The following is a 20118-nucleotide window of genomic DNA, read 5'->3' as shown; positions in this document are numbered from 1 at the left end:
GACACACCATGAGGAAGCGCCCCTTCATCGCAGGCGCGGTGGCCGGCGTCATCGCGCTCGCCGGCTGCTCGAACCCGGAGTCCAGCGGGTCCGAGAGCGGGCAGGACACGGTGACGATCGCCGTCAACGGCCTGCCCGACGGCCTGACCGCGTCCAAGTGGGGCGGCTCCGCCTCGCACGTGGTCCTCACCGGCCTCGGCTCCCAGCTGCTGGCCTACGACCTCGGCGCGACGCCCGAGGAGGCCTGCGCCAGCCCGTCGTACGACGTCAAGGGCCGCCTGGCCGAGTCGGCCGAGCTCAACGCCGACGGCACCGCGATCGTGGTCAAGCTGCGCGACCTCACCAGCCAGTGGGGCAACAAGCTGAGCAGCGACGACGTCGTGTGGAGCTTCGAGACCGGCATGAAGCGCGACGGGATCATGGAGGGCTCGCTGCGCAGCGCGGGCTTCGACACCGCCGACATCGCCACGGTCGTCGACGAGAAGACCGTCGAGCTCAACCTGCTGACGCCGTACTCGTTCTCGATCACCGGCCTGCAGCAGAACCTCTTCGACGTCTACGACAGCACCGAGGCGCAGAAGCACGTCACCAAGGACGACCCGATCGCCGACGACTGGCTGTCGAACCACCTGGCCGACTACAGCGGCTGGAAGCTCGAGAGCTACACGCCCGCCTCGTCGCTGGTGCTGACGGCCGACCCCGACTGGGGCGGCGAGCGCGGCTCGGTGAAGAAGATCGTGATCAACGCGGTGCCCAACACCGCCACCCGCTCCCAGCTGGTCTCCTCCGGTGAGGCGCAGGTCGCCAACGGCTTCGACTACGACCAGTACGAGACGCTCGCCAAGTCCGACGTCCGGGTCAACGAGTGCGCCGGCCTGGGTCGCGACACGATGATGTTCAACACCCGCTCCGGTCCGCTCAAGGACAAGCGCGTGCGCCAGGCGCTGTCGATGGCGATCGACCGCCAGGCCCTCGTCGACGGCGCGTACGCCGGCATCGGCGAGCCCGCCAAGGGCACCTTCCCGTTCAGCCCGGGCGCCCCGGCCTACGAGCACGACGTCGAGGGTGCCAAGAAGCTCCTCGCCGAGGCGGGCTTCCCCGACGGCTTCAAGCTCACCCTGTCCTACGGCACGTCCCGGCCCGGCCCGGTCGCGGAGAAGTCGTCGGTGCTCATCAAGTCGCAGCTCGCCGAGATCGGCGTGGACGTCGACCTCCAGGTGATCGCCAGCGCGACCAACCTGACCACGGTGCTCCAGGAGGGCCGCTACCAGGCCCTGCTGTACGCCGAGCCGATCGTCATCGCCGACCCGGCGTTCTACACCTACGCGTTCTACGTCTCCGACGCGCCGAGCAACGCCACCGGCTGGGGCGACCCGGCGTACGACCAGCTCCGCAAGGACCTGGCCGCCACCCCGACCGACGACACCGCCGAGCGGGAGCGGATCGAGACCGCGATGAGCGCGATCGTCGACGACGCCGCGGCGAACCTCGCCCTGGTCAACGTGCGCAACGTCAACGTCATCAGCGACAAGCTCTCGGGCGGCACGCCGCAGACGAACGGCCAGATCTACTTCAACGACCTCGGTCGCTGACCCTCCGACCGCGCAGCGCCGGGAGCTCGGGCTCCCGGCCTCGGGTCGACCTCTCCCAGGAAGGCACAACTCCCATGATCGAACTCTGCGGCAAGCAGGTCCGCGACACCCTCGACGAGCTCCTCGACCCGCGTACGACGGCCCTGGTGGTCATCGACATGCAGATCGGCGGGCTCACCCCCGGTCACGCGCACGGCGACGCCGGTCTCGACCTGTCGATGATGCCCCGGGTGCGCGAGCGCTGCGGAGCGGCGATCGCCGCGGCCCGTGAGCACGGCGTCAAGGTGTTCCACATCCGCGTCGAGAACTACCCCGACGGCGCCAGCTCGACCCCGGCCTGGCTCCGCGCGCTGCACACCGCGAGCGGCGACAAGCCGGTCGACCTCAACCGGCTCAGCACCCAGGGCGACCCGGGCACCGACTTCGCCCCCGAGTGCCTGCCGGTCGCGGGGGAGACCGTGATCACCAAGCGCCGCCAGAGCGCCTTCGTCTCCACCGACCTCGCGCTCGTCCTGCGCGGCCACCAGATCGAGTCGGTCGCCCTCGTCGGCGTCTCGACCGGCGGCTGCGTCGAGGCCACGATCCGCGACGCCGTCCACAACGACTTCTACGCCGTCCTGCTCGAGGACGCCGTCGGTGCCTACGACGTCACCGTCCACGAGGCCGCGCTGACCGTGATGCGCTCGCGGCACGACGTCACCACCGTCGACCAGGCGATCGACAGCTGGGCCCGCGCCTCCGTCGGAGCGGGCCGATGACCGTCGAGCTGCTCGGCGACGGCCCGGACCGGGTGGCCCGCCTCGGCGGCGTCGCCCCGGTCGGGCCGGCCGTGAGCTGGTGCCCGCCGGGCATCGCCGGCTGGCAGCCGGTCAGCGCCTACCTGGTGCGCCGGGGCACCTCGGCCGTCCTGGTCGACACCGGCGTCGGGCTGCACACCGACCAGGTGGTGGCCCAGCTGCACGAGCTGCTGGCGCCGGGCACCCGGCTCTCCGTGGTGCTCACCCGGACCGAGATGGAGTGCTGCCTCAACCTCCCCGCGATCGAGCGCGAGCTCGCCGTCGACCAGGTCTGGTACACCGGCGGGATCACCGTCCCGGTGACCCACGCGGCCGCCCGGCGGATCACCGTCGAGGCCGGCACACCCCAGGACGTCGAGGTCGCGCCGGGGATCACCCTGCGCCTCTACACGCCGCTGCTGCGGCTGCTGCCCGTGCTGTGGGTGGGCGACCCGGTCTCGCGGACCCTGCTCACCTCCGACAGCTTCAGCCACCTGCTCACCGACGCCGAGGGCCACGCCTTGCCGTACGACGCCGCGACCCTGCGCGCCTTCCACGACCTCAAGTTCGGCTGGATCGCCGACGCCGTCGTCGCCGAGGACATCGCCGCGATCGCCGATGACGTACGACGCGTGCTGGGCGACGACTGGGCCGCCCTCGGTCCGACGTACGGCGCCCCGGTGGTCGGCCGCGACGCGGTCCGCACCCAGGGTGCCGACCTGGTCGCGTACCTGGAGGGGGTGGGTCGCCGTGCCGCATGAGGACGCGCGCGAGCTCGCCGACGGCGTGTGGTGGCTGGGCGGCTGCCTGCGGGCCACCGCCGCCGACGGCCCCGTGCACTACCACGTCTCGACCTACCTGGTCGTGGGTGAGACCCACACCTTCCTGCTCGACTCCGGCGACCCGGCCCACGAGGCCGCGGTGCTGCGGGGGATCGCGGAGGTGCTGGGCGACCGGCCGCTGGACTACGTCTTCCCGACGCACCCGGAGATCCCGCACGCGGGCAACATCCCGGCGCTCGTGGCGGCGTACCCGGGGCTGCGGATCGCGGGCGACGTCCGCGACTACCACCTGTACTGGCCGCACCTGGCCGACCGCCTGGTCCCGATGGCGGCCGGTGACGTGCTCGACCTCGGCGGGCGGAGCATCGAGGTGCACGCGGCCCACATCCGCGACCTGCACAACACGCTGTGGGCGTTCGACACGGCCTCGCGGATGCTCTTCGTCTCCGACGGCTTCGCCTTCATCCACGAGTTCTCGCCCGAGGACCTGGAGGACGACGAGCCGATCCACCGCGAGGGCCAGTGCCGGCTGACCTCGCGCGAGCTGGGCGACGCGGTGACCGTCGACGCGGCGGCCTACGGCGCGGGCCGGTCCCTCTACTGGACCCGGTTCGTCGACGTGACCGAGGCGTTCGCGGTGATCGAGCGGCTGCTGGACGAGAAGGACGTGCGCCTGATCGGCCCGGCGCACGGTGCGGTGATCGATGACGTGGCCCAGGGCCTGCGGGTGGCGCTCGGCGCCCACCGCAAGGTCTTCGGCGAGAGCTCGGGGGCGATGGCCCCGCTGACGGAAGGAGTGTGACCATGCGTGACCTGGTGGGATACGGGGAGAATCCACCCCGCGTCGAGTGGCCGGGCGGTGCGAAGGTCGCCGTGTCGGTGGTGGTGAACTTCGAGGAGGGCGCGGAGCGGTCGATCGAGGCCGGCGACGCGCGGGACGAGGACATCCACATCTTCGGCGGCTGGCAGGCCGACCCGACCCGGCGCAGCCTGATGAAGGAGTCGTACTTCGAGTACGGCAGCCGGGCCGGGATCTGGCGGATCCTCTCGCTGCTGCGGCGCCACGAGGTGCCGGCGACGTTCATGACCTGCGGCATGGCGCTGGAGAAGTCACCCGAGGTCGGTCCCGCGATCGTGCGGGAGGGCCACGAGATCTGCGCCCACGGCTACCGCTGGGCCGGCACCGTCGGCATGGAGCCGGACGAGGAGCTGGCCGAGATCCGGCGCTGCGTCGAGGCGATCGAGCGGACCGCCGGTGTCCGGCCCCAGGGCTGGTACGTGCGCGACGGGATCACCGAGAACACCCGCGGCCTGCTGCGGGCGGAGGGCTTCGTCTACGACTCGAACTCCTACGGTGACGACCTGCCCTACTTCGTGCCGACCGACCGGGGCGACCACCTGGTGGTGCCCTACTCCGGCGACGCGAACGACGGCCGGTTCTGGGGCAACGCCAGCCTGGCCACGGGCAACGAGCTCTTCGAGGTCTGCCGCGACACGCTGGACTTCCTCGCCACCGAGGCCGACGGCGTCCCGCGGATGATGTCGCTGGGCATCCACTCGCGCATCGGCGGCCGGCCCAGCGTGGCCAGCGGCATCCAGTCCTTCCTGGAGTACGCCGTCGCGCGCGACGACGTCTGGTTCGCGACCCGCGCCGAGATCGCCGAGTGGTGGCTGGCCGCCGCGCCGGCGACCGCGAGCGGTGCGGGCGAGGCCGTCGAGGTGGCGAGCGCGTGAGCGCGAACCCGCTGGTGCAGAGCATCGACGAGCGCGGCTTCGTCGAGCTCGACCACGTGACGCCGTCGGGGACCCGGGACGAGGGGCTGATCTGCCAGCTCATCTCGGACCGGGTCAACGGGGCCCGTGAGTTCACCGTGAACTGGGGGCGGATGCTCCCCGGGCAGCACCACGTACGCCACCACCACGAGCAGGTCGCGGAGTTCTACGTGGTGGTGGCCGGCACGCCGGTCATCCACCTCGGGAGCGAGGCGATCCGGGCCCGTCCGGGGCAGGCGTTCTACATCCCGCCGGGGACCACCCACGGGATCACCAACGACACCGACGACGTCGTGGACCTGGTGGCCGGCGTCAACGCCGTCGGCTCCTGGGACTTCGTCGCCGACGAGTAGGCACGGGCCGGACCGATGGCGATCGAGCGCTCCTGGTCGGAGTTGGTAACCTCAACCTCTTCAATAAGACAAACTTTCCTGGAAGGTATTGAAGAGGCGATGGATGCGCAACGCGAGACATGGGTCAGCCACATCGGGGCCACGATCAAGGCGAGCCGGGTGGGGCGGTTCACGGTCGAGGAGCTGGCCGATCGGGCCGGCGTCAGCGCCGGCCTGATCAGCCAGATCGAGCGGGGGATCGGCAACCCGTCGTTCGAGACGCTGCTGCGGCTCTCGAGCGCCCTGGATCTGCCGATGGCCGAGCTGTTCTCGGCCGAGCCCGGCGGCGACCCCGAGGGCCGCGTGGTCCGCAAGGAGGAGCGGCGCCGGATCGAGGTCCCCCGCGAGGGCATCGGCATGGAGCTGCTCGTCCCCGACGTCGACCGCCGTCTCGGCGTGCTCATCATGACGCTGCCGCCGAACCTCGAGGGCAGCTCGATCCGCAGCTCCCACGAGGGCGAGGAGTGCATCCTCGTCATCGAGGGCTCCCTGGTCGCCACGGTCGGCGACCAGCGCTACTCCCTCGAGGAGGGCGACACGATCACCTTCGACGCGGTCGTCCCGCACTGGTGGTCGAACCTGACCGACAAGCCGGCCCGGATCCTGGCCATCTCCACCCCACCCTCCCAAGGACGCGCGCATTGACCTCCTCGACCTCCGGACCCCGTCGCATCGGCATGCTGGTCCCGGCCAGCAACACCAACGCCGAGCCGCTCACCGCGGCCGTGCTGCGCGACGTGCCGGAGGTCGAGGTCTTCGCCACCCGGTTCCGGCTGCCCCCCTCGCTCGACGCCGCGATCGACCGGGCCGTGCTCGGCGAGAGCGTCGACCTGATCGGCGAGCTGGCGCCTGATGTCGTCGCCTTCCACGGCACGGCCGGCTCGTGGACCGGGATCGACCGCGACGCCGCGCTCGCCGCGGATCTCGCGGCCGCCACGGGCGCCCGTGCGGCGACCACGGCCACCCAGGCGATGCTCGCCGCCCTCGCCGCGCTGGACGCCCGCGCGGTCAGCGTCGTCTTCCCCGGCTCCGACGAGATCGTCGACCAGATCGCCGTCCAGCTGGGCACCCGCGGCATCGCGGTCACCGGACGCTCGACGCTGCCGACCGACCTGACCAACCCCGAGATCGCCGCGCTGAGCCGCGACCGGATCGAGGAGCTGCTGCTCGCCGGCGACCGCTCCGGTGCCGATGCGGTGCTCTGCGTCGGGACCAACCTGCGGGCCGGCCCGCTCGTGGACGCGCTCGAGCAGCGCCTCGGGCTGCCCGTCATCGACAGCGCGGTGGCCCTGGCCTGGCACGTGCTGCGGCTCGCGGGCTCCGCGACCGCCGTCCCGGGCTGGGGCTCACTGCTGCGCAGCCCGTGAGCGCCACCAGGCCGCGATCTCGCGGCGCTGGGCGAACACCACGCCGGGGGTGGCGGTGGCATGCGTGATGAACCGGGCGAGCGCGCCGGCGTACGCCGGGCGGCCGATCCAGCGCGGGTGCAGCCCGACGCTGAGCACCTTGGCCCCCGGACGGCCGTCGTGCAGCAGCATCTCCAGCGCGGCGACCAGCTGGGCGGCGTACTGGCCGCCGGTGGCGAGCGTGGTCAGCAGCAGCGCGTCGTTGGTGTCGGCCGAGTAAGGGATCGTCACCGCGCCCTCGGGGCCGTCCGGCAGGAACGGCAGGTCGTCGCTGAAGCAGTTGTCGTCGTGGTCGAAGCCGCGCTCGGTCATGAGCGGGAAGCTCGCCGGGGAGTGCCCGTCCTTGGAGTACCAGGACGTCGGCGCCGTCCCCGTCGTGGCGGTGATGATCGCGGCGGACTCGTCCATCCGGTCGGCCAGCTCGGCGGGGGACAGGTCGCGGTGCGGCTCCCACCACAGCCCGTGGTCGACGACCTCGACGTCGCGCGCGGCCAGGGCGCGCCCGAGGGCAGGGTGGGCCTCCAGGGCCCGGCCGCACGCGAACGCGGTGAGCGGTACGCCGGCCGCGTCGACGATCCGCAGCACGCGCCAGATCCCGGCCCGGGCGCCGTAGTCGAAGCCCGACTCCAGCGACGGGTTGCCGCTGTCGTGGGGCACGTCGGTGATCCAGTGCGCGTGGACGTCGTCCACGGCGTCGCCGCGGCTGCGGTGCCGCTCGGCGCCGTCCTCGATGTTGACCACCAGGCTCACCGCGACCCGGGCGCCGCCGGGCCAGGTGCCGGCCGGCGGGTGCTCGCCATAGCCGGCCAGGTCGCGTGGGCGGTCGTAGCGGGGAATCGACGTCATGGGGCCTCCTCGGTGGCGTTGGTCGTAGTATAGTGAAGATCGCTAGGTCATGTTGAAGATGACGAGGAGGTTCGGGATGCGGCGACTGGTCACCCACACGTTGGTGGTCACCGGTGACGGGATCCTGGAGGACGTCGACCTCCTCGTCCTCGACGGCCGGGTCGCGGCACTCGGCCCCGGGATCGCGGCCACGGCCGGGGTCGCTCCGGCTGAGGTGGTCGACGGCCGCGGGGTCGTGGTGCTGCCCGGCCTGGTCAACGTGCACGTGCACGGCGTCACCCCCGGGCCGCTGATGCCCAGCGGCGGCGCCGCGCTGCCGCGCTGGCACTGGCTCGCCAACCTCGACCGGCACCTGCTCCAGGGCACCACCGCCGTGCTCAACCTCTGCGGCCTGGCCACCATGGACCAGGTGCGCACGGCCGACCGCGCGCACCCGGTGCGCGTCGGCGGCGCGACCACCCACGAGCCGCTGGCCGTCCAGGCGGCCCGGGCGGCCGACGGCGCCGGGCTGAGCGACGAGGTGCCGGCCACCACGGTCGCCGAGCAGCTCGCCCAGGGCGCCGTGGCGATCGGCGAGCTCGGCGGCGGCCAGACCCTGGCCGGCGGCGGGCAGGACGTCGTCTACCTGCCGGCCGCGTTCGCCGAGCGGCACGGCCTCGTCGTCGTCGCCGAGCAGGCGCGGGCACTCAAGGAGGCCGTGCTCGGCCGCACCCTCGAGTGGGTCGACGACCCCGACCTCGGTGCCGCCGCCGACCGGGTCGCCGTCGCGCTGCGGACCTGCGGCCTGGCCGGCGCGATCGCCCCACCCGACGTCGTCGCGCTCGTCCACGACGTGGTGCTGCCCTCGCTGGCGCCCGCGCTGGCCGGCATCCGCGAGGGAGTGCGCCTGGCGGCCGAGCACGGCGTGCCCGCCTTCGTGCACAGCGCCGCGGTCACCGGCTCGCTGCTCACCGCGCTCGCCGGGGAGGACCACGGTGCCCAGGTCGTGGCCTGCCACGTCAACCACCCGTCGTACCTGCCCGAGGAGGCGGCGGCGATGGTCCGGCGCGGTCGTGCGGCCGGGTGGGCCAACGAGGCCTGCGTCCTCGACCTGCTCGACCGGCGCGCGATGGTCACCACCCGGGAGCACTGGGACGCCGTCCTCGACACCGGCCTGGTCGACGTCGTCGCCACCGACTACGGACCCGGCGGCGAGCACGACGGACCGCTGCACGCGGTGCGCGACCTGGTCGACCACGGCCGGCTGGCGCTGGCCGAGGCCGTCGCCCTCGTCTCCTCGGCGCCCGCCGACCTGGTGCCCGGGCTCACCCCGGCCCGGGGCCGGATCGTGCCCGGCGGACCGGCCGACCTGGTCCTCGTCGACCGGGGCGACCTGACCCGGGTCCGCGAGGTGCTGGTCGGCGGCGAGAGCGTCGTGCGCGAGGGGCGCACGACCTACCGCTCGACGCAGCCGCACCTGTCCGCGGCCGAGTTCGACCGGCTGGCCGGCACCGTCGGGCACGCGCTCGCGCTGCGCGACGAGGTCGCGGTCGCCGCCGCGCACCACGGGCTGCGCCCGCGGGTCGACGCGCTGCGGACGTGGGTGCCGGCATGAGCGCCGAGCCCGCTGTCGTCCCGGTGGCTCCCGCCGCTCCGGCCGTGCCCGGCGCGGCCGAGGTGGCCGGTCTGATCCGCCGCGGTGAGCTGAGCGCGGTCGAGCACGTCACCCAGGTCCTCGCCGCGATCGACCGGGCCCAGGCCGGCACCGCCGCCTGGGCGTACGTCGACCACCGCGGCGCCCTCGCGGCCGCCGCTCGCGCCGACGCGCTGCGTGCCGACGGCCGCCCGCTCGGCCCGCTCCACGGCGTCGCGATCGGGGTCAAGGACGTCATCGCCGTGGCCGGCATGCCGCTGCGGGCCGGCTCGCGGGCGACCTCCGAGGTCCCGGACGCGACCGACGCCGCCTGCGTCGCCCGGCTGCGCGCGGCCGGTGCGGTCGTGGTCGGCAAGACGACCACCCACGAGTTCGCCTCGGGCCAGGGCGACCCCGGCACCCGGAGCCCGCACCTGCCCGAGCACCACCCCGGCGGCTCCAGCGTCGGCTCGGCCGTCGCGGTCGCCGCGGGCACCGTGGGCGCCGCGCTCGCGACCGACACGACCGGCTCGATCCGTACCCCGGCCGCCGCCCAGGGCGTCGTCGGGTTCAAGCCCGCGCGCGGCGCCGTCCCGACCGCGGGCCTGCTGGCGTTCAGCCCGACCCTCGACGTGATCGGGCCGATCGGGCGCACCGTCGCCGACTGCCGCGTGGTCCACGAGGCGCTCGCCGGCGTGCCCACCGGCACCGGCACCGGTCGCCCGCCCCGGAGCCGGCGTCCGGTGCTGGCCGTGCCGGACCCGGATCCCGCGCGCAGCGCCGACCCGGACTTCCGGGTGGCCCTGGCCCACGCGCTCGCCGACCTGGCCGCGGCCGGGGTCGAGCTGGTGCCGTGCCGCGCACCGTCGTACGCGCACGGGCTGACGGCGGCCCTCGTCCTCAGCCTGGTCGAGGCGCTGCCGCTCCACGCGGCGCGGCTCGCCGCCCGCGGTGCGGACTACCTGCCCGCGACCCGCCGGCTCATCGCGGGCGGGGCACTGCTCGACGCCGACGACCTGGCCGCCGCCCACCGGGCCGCGGACCGGATCCGGCGCGAGCTGGCCGACCTGCGCGCGAGCACCGGCGCCGACGCGGTCGTCGGGCTGACCCTGCCCGGCCCGCAGCCGCTGCTCGCCGAGGCGGTGACCGCGCTGACGGCGCCGCCCGAGCAGGGCTCGCTGGCCGCCGGCATCCACCACCTCTCGGCCGCCAACCTGACCGGGGCACCGGCGATCTCGCTGCCCATCGGTACGGCGTGCGGGCACCCCGTCGGCCTGCACCTGCTCGGCCTGGACGACGACCGCGCGCTCCTCGACCTCGCCGCGACCGTCGAGCGGAGCCTCGCTCCCGCCGGCAGCACGCGCCGGTGAGCGCCGTCCTGACGCAGCGGGCCTACCGCCCGCTGCCGGTGCTCGTCGTGGCCGTCGCGGTCTTCATGGTCGCGGTCTTCCACCGCTCCTCACTCGCCGTCGCGGGCCTCGAGGCGATCGACCGGTTCGGGCTCTCCGCCGCGCAGCTGGCCACCCTCATCGTCGTCCAGCTCGTGGTCTACGGGCTGCTGCAGATCCCGGTCGGCCTGCTCGTCGACCGCTTCGGCGCCCGTGACGTGCTGCTCGCCGGGACGGTCGTGCTGGCCGGCGCCCAGCTGCTCTTCGCCTGCGCGACGAGCTACTCGTGGGCGCTGACCGCGCGCTGCCTGGTCGGGGTCGGCGACGCGCTGACGTTCCTGTGCGTCGTCCGGCTGGTCAACACGTGGGTGGCCGTGCGCCGGGTGCCGCTCGTGCTCCAGCTCGCCGGCCTGGCCTCGCAGCTGGGCACGATCCTGGCCGCGCTGCCGATGGCCTGGGCGCTCTCGCACCTGGGCTGGGAGCTCGCCTACGCGCTGCCCGCGGTCGCGGGACTGGCGCTGCCGCTGCTCATCCACCTGTTCGTGCACGACGCCCCCGGGCAGCGCAGCACCCGCGGCACGGCCCTGAGCCCCGGCGCCGTCCGCGCCAACGTCGCCCGGTCGTGGGCGCACCCGGGCACCCGGCTGGGGTTCTGGATCCACTTCAGCACGCCCTTCGCGCAGACCGTGCTCGGGCTGCTGTGGGGGCTGCCGTTCTTCGTCGAGGGCCAGGGCACCAGCCCCGGGACCGCCGCGACGCTGCTCACCGTGATGGTCCTGGCCGCGATGGCCGCGGCACCGGTCCTGGGCTGGTTCATCTCCGCCTTCCCCGCCCAGCGCTCGACCCTGGCGATCGGGATCGTGCTCATGCTCGCCACCGTCTGGGCCGCCGTCCTGCTCTGGCCCGGGAACGCCCCGGTACCGCTGCTGGTCTGCCTCGTGCTCGCCAACGGGATCGGCGGCCCGGCCGCGATGATCGGCTTCGACCTGGCCCGGACCTCCAACCCCGACGAGCGGCTCTCCACCGCGATCGGGATGGTCAACGTGGCCGGCTTCATCGCCGCCTTCGTCGTGATGGCCGCCGTCGGCCTGGTCCTCGACCTGCGCGGCGGCGAGCGCACCCCGGGCGACTTCGCCTGGGCGATGGCGGTCCAGTACGTCGTGTGGGGCGGCGGCCTGGTCCAGATCGTGCGCTACCGGCGGCGCCTGCGCCGCCACGAGGCGGCCGAGCGGGACGTGCTGGTTCAGGCGATCTGAGCCAGCGCGACCCGGCCGTCGCCGGCGAGCAGCACCGGCTCGTCGGTCAGGGCCACGTCGCCGGCGCGCAGGGTCGCGCCGGAGGAGGCGCACACGCGCACGCAGCCGCTGAGCACGACGACGACCAGCGGGGCCGCCGCCGGCAGGGGGAGGGCGGCGTCGCGGGAGTGGAGCCGTCGTACCTGGAGGGTGGCGCTGGCCCGGCCCCGGCGGGTCATCACGTTGAGGTCGCGGGTGGGCCGCTCGACCGCGCAGCGGACCGGGACGCCGCCGTCGAAGGCGAACGGCTCGTCGGGGCGTAGCACGTGGGTGCCCTCGGGGAGGGTCAGCTCCATGGTCTCGCCGTCGATGAGCGTGATGATCCGGTCGATGCCGGGGAACGCCGAGAAGTCGCTGCTGTGCGCGACGTCGGCGATGCTCACCCGCCAGTCGAACGGCTCGGAGCCGTCCGTGGCGATCTCGGAGGTCACGCCCTCGCCGTTGGCCCACGGCTGGCGTCGGTGGTCGCGGTCGCGGCGCACGGTCAGGGACATGCGCCTACTCCAGCCGATCCCGCGGTGGCACGGAACGCCCGCCGCCGGGTTGGTGTCTGGGATCCCAGACGTTGCCCTGAGGCCGTCAGGAACGGCGCCCGGCCCGCGCCGCGCCCTCGGCCAGCAGCAGCTGCGCGCCCGTGTAGGTCGCCATCACGACCGACTCCAGCCGCGCCGGAGGGTCGGGCAGCAGGAACGTCCGCACCCCGAGCACCGCGTCGGAGGCGACGAACAGCGCGCCCCCGGCCGCGCTGAGCACCCGCGCGTCGCGCGGCAGCGCCGGGTCCAGGTGGGACGCCGCGGCCGCCATGCCCGACAGCAGCGCCGAGTAGCCGAGCACCGTCGCCCCCAGCCGCCGGTCCTGGCGCGCCGCCGCCGCGGCGACGACCGGTCCGCTCACCGCCCACGTCGCGGCGAACCCGCGCGCGACCCGCCCCGCCCGCAACGGCGTACGACGGTCGCGGGCGCGGCGGAAGCCCGCCACGTAGGCCAGGTGACCCACCCCGAACGAGGTCGCGCCCGCCGCGAACGCCCGGTCGCCCCGGCCCAGCAGGAGCACGTCCCCGCCCCAGCCCCCGGCCTGCGCGGCCAGGGTCGACGTACGCAAGGGGGAGCAGGCGGCCCGCGGGTCCGCCGCCAGCGCCGCGCCGAGCACCGACAGCAGCAGCGGCTTGGTCATGAAGCGCGCCCGGTGCGCCCACGGCCGCGCCGAGCCGGCCAGCGCGGTGTCGGTCGCGGCGAGGGCGGTGTAGGCGAGCTTGAGGCGGGTCGTCGTACGCACCCGCCGACCTTAGGGTCTGCCCGCCTGGCCCGCCGCCAATTGCGCCCGGGTCGGCTCGTAGGGCTGGACCAGCAGCCGCATCCCCGCCTCGGTCGGCGTCCGGTTGGCCTTGCGGCCGTTGCACGGCCCGCACGCGGCGACGGTGTTGAGCCAGGTCCAGGTGCCACCGCGGCTCTGGGGGAGCAGGTGGTCGATGGTCAGCGCGTGCCGGCCGCAGTAGGCGCACCGGTGCCGGTCGCGCTTGAGCACGTTGGTCCGCGAGTACGACGCCGGCCGGTACATCCACTTGGCCGCGACGTAGCGCACCAGCCGGATCACCAGGGGCCACCGGTGCGGCCCGATCATCCGGTCCTCGTGGGCCTCCTCGACGGTGGCGACCTCGCGGAACAGCATCCGCACGGCGTGCTGGAAGGTGACCGTGCCGAGCGGCTCGTAGGAAGCGTTCAGCAGCATCACGGTGGTCATGGGCCGCATCACCTCCTGGTCCTCGTCGCACGGCGCCAGTCGGATTCCTAGTCCGTCAGCATTTCCGTTGGGCCACGAAGGCGTGAAGGGCAGGGGTCCTCTGCGCGAGGTTCCGACACGGTGAATGTACGTCGGCGCGCGCGCCTGCTCCACCCGTTTGTGCTCAGGCGCCCGTCAGGAAGGGCGCCAGCTCGAGGCCCAGGTGCAGCCGCAGGCGGTCTGCGCCGCGGGCCAGGTCGAGCCCGGTGGCCTGCTCGACCTGGCCGAGCCGGTGGTAGACGGTCTGCCGGTGCACGGCGAGCCGGGTGGCGGTGCGGGAGGCGCTGCCGGCCTCGTCGAGCCAGGTGCGGACGGTGGCCAGGACGTCGGGTGGGGCGGTGGCGAGGAAGGCGCGCAGGCGGGGGTCGAGGACGGCGTCCGCGAGGTCGTCGTCGCGGGCGACGCCGAGGAGGGCGAGGGGGCCGAGGTCGCTCCAGGCGACGACGGAGCCGGGTGGGCGGGTGTGGGCGACGCGGAGGGCGACGCGGGCGCCGCGGTGGGCGGCGGCGAGACCGTCGATGCCGGAGACGGTGGGACCGAGGGCGGCGCGGGTGACCCGGTCGAGGGCGTCGAGGCGGCGGCCGAGGCCGACGGCGGCGAGGAGGTCGTCGAGGCCGGGCGTGGGGGTGACCAAGGTGGCGCGCGCGACGGCGGCCGCCGTACCGGTGCCGGCGCCGGCGCGGACCCAGACGACGCCGGGGCGCGAGGGGCGGCTGGCGACCTGGTCGAGGAGCTCGGGGCGCTCGACGAGGACGCAGGTGACGGGCTCGTCGAGGTCGAGCCCGGCGGCCTGGGCGAGGTCGACGGCGGAGGCGCGGGCGGCGAGCCGGCCGCCCTCGACGAGGTCGCGGAAGAGCGCGTCGCGGTGGGCCTGGCGGCGCTCGGCGACGTCGAGGAGGCGGGCCGCGGACTCCGCGATCCGGACCGCCTCGGGCCAGGTCGCCTCGTCGATGCGCCCGGCCGGGTCGATCAGCCAGAAGTAGCCGTGCACGCGGCCCAGGTGGCGGGCCGGGACGCACAGGCGTCCGACGATGCCGAGCGCGGTGTCGGCGGGCGTGCGGAGCGGGCCGGGGGAGTCCTCGATGCCCTGGGCCCGGAACCAGGCCCGCACCTCGTCGCTGGAGCGCCGCTCCAGGATGGAGCGCTGCCGGATCCAGTCCACGACGTCGTCGCCGCGGTGGTCGGAGAAGCCGATGAGGCGGAAGCCCGGGTCCTCGAGCGTGCACGGCGCGTCGGTGAGCCGGGCCATGTCCTCGACCAGGTCGTCCAGCGTCGTCACCCGACAAGTGTCACACGTTCATCGCGAAAGGATGTGACAGGTGTCCGTTCCGTGTGACCCCGGACGCTCCTAGCGTGGAAGCATGCTCAGCCAGACCCTCAACCGCGCGGCCCGCAGCACGCGGGCCCGGCGCGCCGTCGAGTCGATCCCGCTCACCCGGCGCGTGGTCGACCGCTTCGTGCCCGGCGAGACGACCGCTCAGGCCGTCGCCGCCGCCCAGCGCATGGCCGCCACCGGCCGCGTCGTGACCATCGACGTGCTCGGCGAGGACGTGCTCGACCTGGCCGGTGCGCGTGCCATGCGCGACGCCTACCTCGACCTGCTCGCCGCGCTCGCCGAGGCCGACTGCGCCGCCGGCTCCGACGTCTCGCTCAAGCTCTCCGCGATGGGCCAGGCGCTGCCCGACGGCACCGCGATCGCGACCGAGCACGCGGCCGAGATCTGCGCGGCCGCCGCGGCCGTCGGCTGCACGGTGACCCTGGACATGGAGGACCACACGACCGTGGACTCCACGCTCACGATCGGCGCCGACCTCCGTACGGCGTACGGGTTCGTGGGCAACGTGCTCCAGACCAACCTCTTCCGCACCCCGGGCGACATCGCCGCGCTCGACGGCACCGGCGCCCGGATCCGCCTGGTCAAGGGCGCCTACCGCGAGCCCGAGTCGGTCGCGCACCCGCGCAAGGCCGACGTCGACCGCGCGTACGAGCTCGCGATCGACGCCCTGATGGCCTCCGACTGCTACCCGATGATCGCCACGCACGACCCGGCGATGCTCGACCGCGCCGTGCTGCGCGCGACCGCCGCCGGCCGCACCGACCTGCAGTGGGAGACGCAGATGCTCTACGGCGTGCGCCCCGAGCTGGAGCAGACGATCGTCGACGCCGGGCACCGGATGCGCGTGTACCTGCCCTACGGCACCGACTGGTACGGCTACTTCATGCGCCGCCTGGCCGAGCGTCCCGCCAACGTCGCCTTCTTCCTGCGCGCCCTCGCGCACCGCTGACCCGCCGCTTCCCGCCGCACCCGATCGAGAGGACACCTGAGATGGACGCCATCACCACCCCGCCGGCCCCCGTCAACGAGCCGAACCTGACCTACGCCCCGGGCAGCGCCGAGCGCGACGCGCTCGTCGTCCAGCTCGACGCCCTCGGCGGTACGACGCGCCAGCTCGACGCCCACATCGGCGGCGAGAAGGTCGCCGGTGGCGGCGAGGAGATCGCCGTCGTCCAGCCGCACGCGCACCAGAAGGTCCTCGGCGTGCTGCGCAACAGCACCGCGGACGACGCCAAGAACGCCATCGCCGCGGCCCGCGAGGCCGCGCCGGGCTGGCGGGCCCTGCCGTTCGACGAGCGCGCCGCGGTGATCCTGCGTGCGGCCGAGCTGCTCGCCGGCCCCTGGCGCCAGAAGCTCAACGCGGCCACGATGCTCGGCCAGTCCAAGACCTCGTTCCAGGCCGAGATCGACGCGGCCTGCGAGCTCATCGACTTCTGGCGCTTCAACGTCCACTTCGCCCGCCAGGTCCTCGGCGAGCAGCCGATCGCCAACAGCCCGGGCATCTGGAACCGCACCGACCACCGCCCGCTCGAGGGCTTCGTCTACGCGATCACGCCGTTCAACTTCACCGCGATCGCCGGCAACCTGCCGACCGCTCCGGCGCTCATGGGCAACACCGTCCTCTGGAAGCCCTCGCCCACCCAGCAGCTCGCCGCGTCGCTGACGATGGAGCTGCTCGAGGAGGCCGGGATGCCGCCGGGCGTGATCAACATGCTCCCCGGCGACGGTCTCGCGGTCTCCGAGGTCGCCCTGGCGCACCCGGACCTCGCGGGCATCCACTTCACCGGCTCGACCCCGACCTTCCAGAAGCTGTGGTCGACCGTGGGCACCAACCTGCCGTCGTACCGGGGATATCCGCGGCTCGTCGGCGAGACCGGCGGCAAGGACTTCGTCATCGCGCACCCGTCGGCCGACCCCGACGTGCTGCGCACGGCGCTGATCCGCGGCGCGTTCGAGTTCTCCGGCCAGAAGTGCTCGGCCGCCTCGCGCGCCTACGTCCCCGCGTCGCTGTGGGCCCGGATGGGTGCCGACCTCGCCTCCCAGACCGACGCGCTGCCGGTCGGCGACCCGACCGACTTCTCGAACTTCACCGGTGCCGTCATCGACGCCCGCGCGTTCGCCAAGCACAAGGCCGCGATCGAGCGGGCCCAGGCCACGCCCGGTCTCCAGATCGTCGCGGGCGGGACGGTCGACGACAGCGTCGGCTACTTCGTGCGCCCGACCATCGTGGTCGCCGAGGACCCGGCCGACGAGATGTTCGCGACGGAGTACTTCGGGCCCATCCTCGTCGTCCACGTGTACGACGACAGCCGCCCCGGCGCCTTCGAGGAGACCGTGAAGCAGGCCGAGTCCGTGGCGCCGTTCGCGCTCACCGGCTCGGTGCTCGCCACCGACCGCACCGCCATCGACTGGGCCAGCAACGAGCTGCGCTTCGCCGCGGGCAACTTCTACGTCAACGACAAGCCGACCGGCGCCGTCGTCGGCCAGCAGCCCTTCGGTGGCGCTCGCGCGTCCGGCACCAACGACAAGGCCGGCTCGGTGCTCAACCTGCTGCGCTGGACCTCGCCGCGCTCGATCAAGGAGACGCTGGTCCCGCCGACGGACCACCGCTACCCGCACATGGGCTGACGCCCGCGGCGGCGCTCAGCCGCCGTAGGGGACGGTGATGATCTCCAGGTTGTGGTCGTCGGGCGCGGGCCAGTAGAGCCCGCGCCCGCCGTCGTCGTGGTTGACCCGGCCCGGCTCGCGCCGGAACGGGTCGGCCCACCAGGGCAGGCCGCGCGCGACGATCCGGGCGTGGATGGCGTCGAACTCGGCGTCGCTCACCAGGAAGGCGTAGTGCTGCGGGGTCACCGGTCCGCGCGCCGTCATCACGTCGAGGCTGACGCCGTTGGCGAGCTCGACGACGCGGAAAGGCCCGTAGGTACGGGCTTCTGGCAGCCCGAGCAGCCCGGTGAGGAAGGCCGCGGTCACGTCGCGGTCGGTCGCGTGGACGATCGTGTGGTTGAGGTCGATGCTCATCGGTCGGCTCCTTCTCGGCGCGGGGTGGGCAGCAGCAGGGCGGGCACGAGCGCGAGCCCGGCGACCGCGAGCGGCCACCAGAAGGTCGCCCCGAAAGCGTCTCCCGGCGCGGTGCTCCCGTCGAGGTGGTGCTGCAGGACGGTCGCGAAGACCGCGGTGGCGACGACACCGCCGGTGCGTTGGGCGATGCTCATCGTCGTGGTGGCGCGGGGGATGGCGGCCCGGTCGAGCGCCGCGTACGCCGCCGCGCTGGTCGGCGCGAAGATGCAGCCCGCGCCCAGCCCGATCGCGAGGAGCGCGGTGCCGAGGAAGAGCTGCGACGGGTCGCTGCCGACCGTGGTGTAGCCGAGGAACCCGGTGACCAGCAGCCCGACGCCGCCCAGGACGACGGTGCGGCCGCGGCCGCGATCGACGAGCCGCCCGGTCAGCGCCATCGCGAGCGCCGCGCCGACTCCCTGGGGCACGAGCAGCAGCCCGGTCGTCAGCTCGGACTGTCCGCGCGCGACCAGGTGGTAGAGCGGCAGCAGGAAGCCCGCCCCGGTGAGGACCCCGACGGCGAGGAGCTGGACGGCGGTCGCCGTCGCGAAGCCGCGGTTCGCGAGGTGGCGCAGCTCGACGAGCGGCCGCTCCGTGCGCAGGGCGTGCGCGACGAAGGCGGCCAGGAGCAGCGCGCCGCCGCCGATCCCGCCGGCCACGGCGAGCCGCGACCCGGACGACGCGGCGAGCGAGGTGACGCCGTAAGCCAGGGCGACGAGGCCGGGGGAGAGCAGGGCCAGGCCGAGCACGTCGAGCCGCTCGCGGCCGGTGCCGCGCTCGTCGGCGAGCGCACGGACCGACCAGGCGAGGCAGGCCAGACCGACGGGGATGTTGACGAGGAAGATCCAGCGCCAGTCGACGCTGTCGATCAGCACGCCGCCGAGGACCGGGCCGAGGATCGGGCCCAGCATCATCGGGATGCCGACCACGGCCATCGCCCGGCCCATCCGCTGGGGGCCGACCGCGCGGGCGACCATGGCGATGCCGACCGGGCTGACCAGCCCGGCGCCGGCGCCCTGGAGCACCCGGAAGCCGATGAGCGACGGGGCCGACCAGGCCAGGCCGCACAGCAGCGAGCCCGCGGTGAAGACGCCGACGGCGACGAGCCAGACCCGGCGGGCGCCGTACCGGTCCATGGCCCAGCCGCTGAGCGGGATGGCCGCGGTGAAGGCCAGCAGGTAGCCGGTCATCACCCACTGGATCGTGGTGAGGCCGACGGAGAACTCGCCGGCGAGGCGGTCGGTGGCGACGTTGACGATGGTCGCGTCGAGGACGGTGGTGATCATGCCGAGCACGACCACGGCGATGACGGTGCGCGCGGTCCGGTCCAGCGGTACGACGGCCGGGCGGGTGGCGGTCTGGCTCATGGCCGGCTCCTTCCTGGGTTCGGTATAACTTTATAGTGACTCTAAGTTTGAAGTGACGCGAAGTCAAGGTAGGGTGCCGCCATGAGCGAGCCGGGGCTGCGCGAGCGCAAGAAGCAGGAGACCCGTCGGCGGATCACCGACGCCGCGATCGAGCTGTTCGCCGCGCGCGGCTTCGAGCAGGTCCCGGTCGCCGACATCGCCGCGGCCGCGGACGTCTCCACGGCCACGGTGTTCAACTACTTCCCGGCCAAGGAGGACCTGATCTACGACGGGATGGCGTCCTTCCACGAGAGCCTCCTGGCCGCGATCCGCGAGCGCGCGGCCGGCGTCGGCGTGGTCGCCGCCTTCCGGGCCCAGGTGCTCCAGCCGCGCGGCGTCCTGGCCGACCCGGGCTCGCCGGTGCTCGCCGGGCTGGCCCGGATCGCCCGGATCGTGCGCGACAGCCCGAGCCTCCAGGCCCGCGAGCGGCTCGAGGCCGACCGCGCGGTGACCGCGCTGCGGGCGCTGCTCGCCGACGAGATCGACGACGACCTGCGCTGCTGGACCGTCGCCTCGGCGCTGGTCGGCACCACCCGTGGGATGACCCGCCAGGTCCAGGAGGCCGCCGCGGCCGGCCAGGTCGACGCCCGGCTGGCCGCGCGCCTGCTCGCCGAGGCCGCCGCGGCCCTCGACGTGGTCGAGGCCGGGTTGGCCGCCCCGACGAAGGGCCGCACCTGA

The 20118-nt window shown here is 74.1% G+C and carries 21 protein-coding genes; 14 read left to right on the top strand and 7 right to left on the bottom strand.

Annotation, left to right across the window (positions count from 1 at the left end; translation table 11 throughout):
• Positions 1-8: 8 nt before the first annotated feature.
• The 8 genes from CCO04_RS18015 (at position 9) to CCO04_RS17980 (ending at position 6682) form a co-directional block, all read left to right on the top strand.
• Positions 9-1592 carry an ABC transporter substrate-binding protein gene (locus tag CCO04_RS18015; RefSeq protein ID WP_215815489.1) on the top strand — a complete coding sequence of 528 codons (1584 nt, stop codon included), beginning with the start codon at positions 9-11 and terminating at the stop codon, positions 1590-1592.
• Positions 1593-1666: 74 nt separating this feature from the next.
• On the top strand, positions 1667-2350 hold the full coding sequence (locus CCO04_RS18010) for a cysteine hydrolase family protein (RefSeq protein ID WP_215815488.1): 684 nt from the start codon (positions 1667-1669) through the stop codon (positions 2348-2350).
• The gene (locus tag CCO04_RS18005) at positions 2347-3129 is read left to right on the top strand and encodes a hypothetical protein (protein WP_215815487.1); all 783 of its coding nucleotides are present in this window, start codon (positions 2347-2349) and stop codon (positions 3127-3129) included. Before CCO04_RS18010 ends, CCO04_RS18005 begins: the two co-directional genes overlap by 4 nt.
• Positions 3119-3952: an MBL fold metallo-hydrolase gene (locus CCO04_RS18000; protein ID WP_215815486.1), complete on the top strand. Its 834-nt coding sequence runs from the start codon at positions 3119-3121 to the stop codon at positions 3950-3952. Before CCO04_RS18005 ends, CCO04_RS18000 begins: the two co-directional genes overlap by 11 nt.
• 2 nt (positions 3953-3954) lie before the next feature.
• Complete coding sequence (locus CCO04_RS17995; protein WP_215815485.1) at positions 3955-4884, top strand: polysaccharide deacetylase family protein; 930 nt, start codon at positions 3955-3957, stop codon at positions 4882-4884.
• Positions 4881-5276 carry a cupin domain-containing protein gene (locus CCO04_RS28690; protein WP_215815484.1) on the top strand — a complete coding sequence of 132 codons (396 nt, stop codon included), beginning with the start codon at positions 4881-4883 and terminating at the stop codon, positions 5274-5276. Before CCO04_RS17995 ends, CCO04_RS28690 begins: the two co-directional genes overlap by 4 nt.
• Before the next feature lie 99 nt (positions 5277-5375).
• Positions 5376-5960 carry a helix-turn-helix domain-containing protein gene (locus tag CCO04_RS17985; RefSeq protein ID WP_215815483.1) on the top strand — a complete coding sequence of 195 codons (585 nt, stop codon included), beginning with the start codon at positions 5376-5378 and terminating at the stop codon, positions 5958-5960.
• Positions 5957-6682, top strand: coding sequence for a hypothetical protein (locus tag CCO04_RS17980; RefSeq protein WP_215815482.1), 726 nt, complete (start codon positions 5957-5959; stop codon positions 6680-6682). The genes CCO04_RS17985 and CCO04_RS17980 overlap by 4 nt, the downstream gene beginning before the upstream one ends.
• Here CCO04_RS17980 and CCO04_RS17975 read toward each other — a convergent pair.
• Positions 6662-7567, bottom strand: a complete 906-nt coding sequence (locus CCO04_RS17975; protein ID WP_215815481.1) for a polysaccharide deacetylase family protein — start codon at positions 7565-7567, stop codon at positions 6662-6664. The two genes, CCO04_RS17980 and CCO04_RS17975, sit on opposite strands and share 21 nt — an antisense overlap.
• Positions 7568-7643: 76 nt before the next feature.
• On the opposite strand from CCO04_RS17975, the gene CCO04_RS17970 reads away from it, so the two are divergent.
• From CCO04_RS17970 to CCO04_RS17960, 3 genes are read left to right on the top strand one after another with little or no spacing between them, the layout of a single operon-like run.
• Positions 7644-9161, top strand: a complete 1518-nt coding sequence (locus CCO04_RS17970) for an amidohydrolase family protein (RefSeq protein WP_215815480.1) — start codon at positions 7644-7646, stop codon at positions 9159-9161.
• Positions 9158-10549, top strand: coding sequence for an amidase (locus CCO04_RS17965; protein ID WP_215815479.1), 1392 nt, complete (start codon positions 9158-9160; stop codon positions 10547-10549). Before CCO04_RS17970 ends, CCO04_RS17965 begins: the two co-directional genes overlap by 4 nt.
• Positions 10546-11823 (top strand): MFS transporter, encoded by a 1278-nt coding sequence (locus CCO04_RS17960; protein ID WP_308281323.1) that lies wholly within the window; start codon positions 10546-10548, stop codon positions 11821-11823. Before CCO04_RS17965 ends, CCO04_RS17960 begins: the two co-directional genes overlap by 4 nt.
• On the opposite strand, the gene CCO04_RS17955 is transcribed toward CCO04_RS17960, so the two are convergent.
• The 4 genes from CCO04_RS17955 to CCO04_RS17940 all read right to left on the bottom strand — a co-directional run bounded on the left by CCO04_RS17955 (position 11811) and on the right by CCO04_RS17940 (position 14920).
• Complete coding sequence (locus CCO04_RS17955) at positions 11811-12356, bottom strand: HutD family protein (RefSeq protein WP_215815478.1); 546 nt, start codon at positions 12354-12356, stop codon at positions 11811-11813. The genes CCO04_RS17960 and CCO04_RS17955 overlap by 13 nt on opposite strands.
• 85 nt (positions 12357-12441) lie before the next feature.
• The gene (locus tag CCO04_RS17950; RefSeq protein WP_215815477.1) at positions 12442-13137 is read right to left on the bottom strand and encodes a lysoplasmalogenase; all 696 of its coding nucleotides are present in this window, start codon (positions 13135-13137) and stop codon (positions 12442-12444) included.
• Between the two features lie 9 nt (positions 13138-13146).
• Positions 13147-13602 carry an HNH endonuclease gene (locus tag CCO04_RS17945; RefSeq protein ID WP_215815476.1) on the bottom strand — a complete coding sequence of 152 codons (456 nt, stop codon included), beginning with the start codon at positions 13600-13602 and terminating at the stop codon, positions 13147-13149.
• Positions 13603-13765: 163 nt separating this feature from the next.
• Complete coding sequence (locus CCO04_RS17940; protein ID WP_215815475.1) at positions 13766-14920, bottom strand: CdaR family transcriptional regulator; 1155 nt, start codon at positions 14918-14920, stop codon at positions 13766-13768.
• Positions 14921-15002: 82 nt separating this feature from the next.
• On the opposite strand from CCO04_RS17940, the gene CCO04_RS17935 reads away from it, so the two are divergent.
• A complete protein-coding gene (locus tag CCO04_RS17935) occupies positions 15003-15926 on the top strand; it encodes a proline dehydrogenase family protein (RefSeq protein ID WP_215815474.1) in 924 nt (307 codons plus the stop codon).
• Between the two features lie 41 nt (positions 15927-15967).
• A complete protein-coding gene (pruA, locus tag CCO04_RS17930) occupies positions 15968-17605 on the top strand; it encodes an L-glutamate gamma-semialdehyde dehydrogenase (protein WP_215815473.1) in 1638 nt (545 codons plus the stop codon).
• Positions 17606-17620: 15 nt separating this feature from the next.
• On the opposite strand, the gene CCO04_RS17925 is transcribed toward pruA, so the two are convergent.
• Together CCO04_RS17925 and CCO04_RS17920 are read right to left on the bottom strand one after the other, a co-directional pair.
• A complete protein-coding gene (locus tag CCO04_RS17925) occupies positions 17621-17998 on the bottom strand; it encodes a VOC family protein (RefSeq protein ID WP_215815472.1) in 378 nt (125 codons plus the stop codon).
• Positions 17995-19401 carry a DHA2 family efflux MFS transporter permease subunit gene (locus CCO04_RS17920; RefSeq protein WP_215815471.1) on the bottom strand — a complete coding sequence of 469 codons (1407 nt, stop codon included), beginning with the start codon at positions 19399-19401 and terminating at the stop codon, positions 17995-17997. The genes CCO04_RS17925 and CCO04_RS17920 overlap by 4 nt, the downstream gene beginning before the upstream one ends.
• Before the next feature lie 81 nt (positions 19402-19482).
• Here CCO04_RS17920 and CCO04_RS17915 point away from each other — a divergent pair, with 81 nt between their 5' ends.
• Entirely contained in the window at positions 19483-20118 is a 636-nt protein-coding gene (locus tag CCO04_RS17915) for a TetR/AcrR family transcriptional regulator (RefSeq protein WP_215815470.1), read from the top strand.

Origin of the sequence: Pimelobacter sp. 30-1 (genome assembly GCF_018831735.1) — a bacterium.
Taxonomy (GTDB): domain Bacteria; phylum Actinomycetota; class Actinomycetes; order Propionibacteriales; family Nocardioidaceae; genus Nocardioides.
Note: the sequence above shows the minus strand (reverse complement) of the source record. Positions and strands in the feature narration are given on the sequence as shown.

What these genes read in the sequence shown, in the direction of transcription:
- CCO04_RS18015 (WP_215815489.1), top strand. Translation starts at nt 9, where the DNA reads ATGAGGAAGCGCCCCTTCATCGCAGGCGCGGTGGCCGGCGTCATCGCG.
- CCO04_RS18010 (WP_215815488.1), top strand. Translation starts at nt 1,667, where the DNA reads ATGATCGAACTCTGCGGCAAGCAGGTCCGCGACACCCTCGACGAGCTC.
- CCO04_RS18005 (WP_215815487.1), top strand. Translation starts at nt 2,347, where the DNA reads ATGACCGTCGAGCTGCTCGGCGACGGCCCGGACCGGGTGGCCCGCCTC.
- CCO04_RS17995 (WP_215815485.1), top strand. Translation starts at nt 3,955, where the DNA reads ATGCGTGACCTGGTGGGATACGGGGAGAATCCACCCCGCGTCGAGTGG.
- CCO04_RS17985 (WP_215815483.1), top strand. Translation starts at nt 5,376, where the DNA reads ATGGATGCGCAACGCGAGACATGGGTCAGCCACATCGGGGCCACGATC.
- CCO04_RS17975 (WP_215815481.1), bottom strand. Translation starts at nt 7,567, where the DNA reads ATGACGTCGATTCCCCGCTACGACCGCCCACGCGACCTGGCCGGCTAT.
- CCO04_RS17970 (WP_215815480.1), top strand. Translation starts at nt 7,644, where the DNA reads ATGCGGCGACTGGTCACCCACACGTTGGTGGTCACCGGTGACGGGATC.
- CCO04_RS17965 (WP_215815479.1), top strand. Translation starts at nt 9,158, where the DNA reads ATGAGCGCCGAGCCCGCTGTCGTCCCGGTGGCTCCCGCCGCTCCGGCC.
- CCO04_RS17955 (WP_215815478.1), bottom strand. Translation starts at nt 12,356, where the DNA reads ATGTCCCTGACCGTGCGCCGCGACCGCGACCACCGACGCCAGCCGTGG.
- CCO04_RS17945 (WP_215815476.1), bottom strand. Translation starts at nt 13,602, where the DNA reads ATGACCACCGTGATGCTGCTGAACGCTTCCTACGAGCCGCTCGGCACG.
- CCO04_RS17935 (WP_215815474.1), top strand. Translation starts at nt 15,003, where the DNA reads ATGCTCAGCCAGACCCTCAACCGCGCGGCCCGCAGCACGCGGGCCCGG.
- pruA (WP_215815473.1), top strand. Translation starts at nt 15,968, where the DNA reads ATGGACGCCATCACCACCCCGCCGGCCCCCGTCAACGAGCCGAACCTG.
- CCO04_RS17925 (WP_215815472.1), bottom strand. Translation starts at nt 17,998, where the DNA reads ATGAGCATCGACCTCAACCACACGATCGTCCACGCGACCGACCGCGAC.
- CCO04_RS17920 (WP_215815471.1), bottom strand. Translation starts at nt 19,401, where the DNA reads ATGAGCCAGACCGCCACCCGCCCGGCCGTCGTACCGCTGGACCGGACC.
- CCO04_RS17915 (WP_215815470.1), top strand. Translation starts at nt 19,483, where the DNA reads ATGAGCGAGCCGGGGCTGCGCGAGCGCAAGAAGCAGGAGACCCGTCGG.